Here is a 548-nt window from a genome sequence, read left to right as displayed (position 1 = left end):
AGACAGAACATACTCCTCGTTGAAGACAATCCCGGTGATGCTCGGCTGATCCGGGAACTGCTCGCGGAAGGCAGTGGCACGAGCTTCGTGATCTCTGAAGTGAATCGGTTGGCCCATGGCCTCGAGCAGTTCGCCGACCAGAGCTTCGATCTCGTATTGCTCGATTTGTCTCTCCCCGACAGCACGGGTTTGGACACGCTTCGGCGGTTTCAGGCGACAGCCCCCGACGTCCCGGTCATCGTGCTGACCGGCCTCAACGACGAAGGATCGGCGATTCAAGCGGTTCGCGACGGCGCTCAGGACTATCTCGTCAAGGGGCAAATCGACGGGCAGCAAATTGTGCGCGCCATTCGCTATGCCCGGGAGCGCCATAGGATGGTGCTGCAGATAAGGGACTTGTCGCTCGTCGACGACCTTACCGGCCTTCACAACCGCCGTGGCTTCGCAGTGCTCGCCAGAGAGGTGGTGAAGCGCGCCGCCAGGACCGGAACGGGGTTGGTGGTGACCTTCGTCGATCTGGACGGCATGAAGCACATCAACGATTATTT

Annotated in this window: 1 protein-coding gene; it reads left to right on the top strand. The window is 60.0% G+C overall.

What is annotated here, in order from left to right:
* A partial coding sequence (locus tag EOA38_RS38500; RefSeq protein WP_127301684.1) for a response regulator occupies positions 1 to 548 on the top strand: 548 nt, incomplete at both ends.

Source organism: Mesorhizobium sp. M1E.F.Ca.ET.041.01.1.1 (genome assembly GCF_003997355.1).
GTDB lineage: Bacteria > Pseudomonadota > Alphaproteobacteria > Rhizobiales > Rhizobiaceae > Mesorhizobium.
The sequence above is the reverse complement of the archived record's forward strand: the minus strand, read 5'-3'. Positions and strand labels throughout refer to the sequence as shown.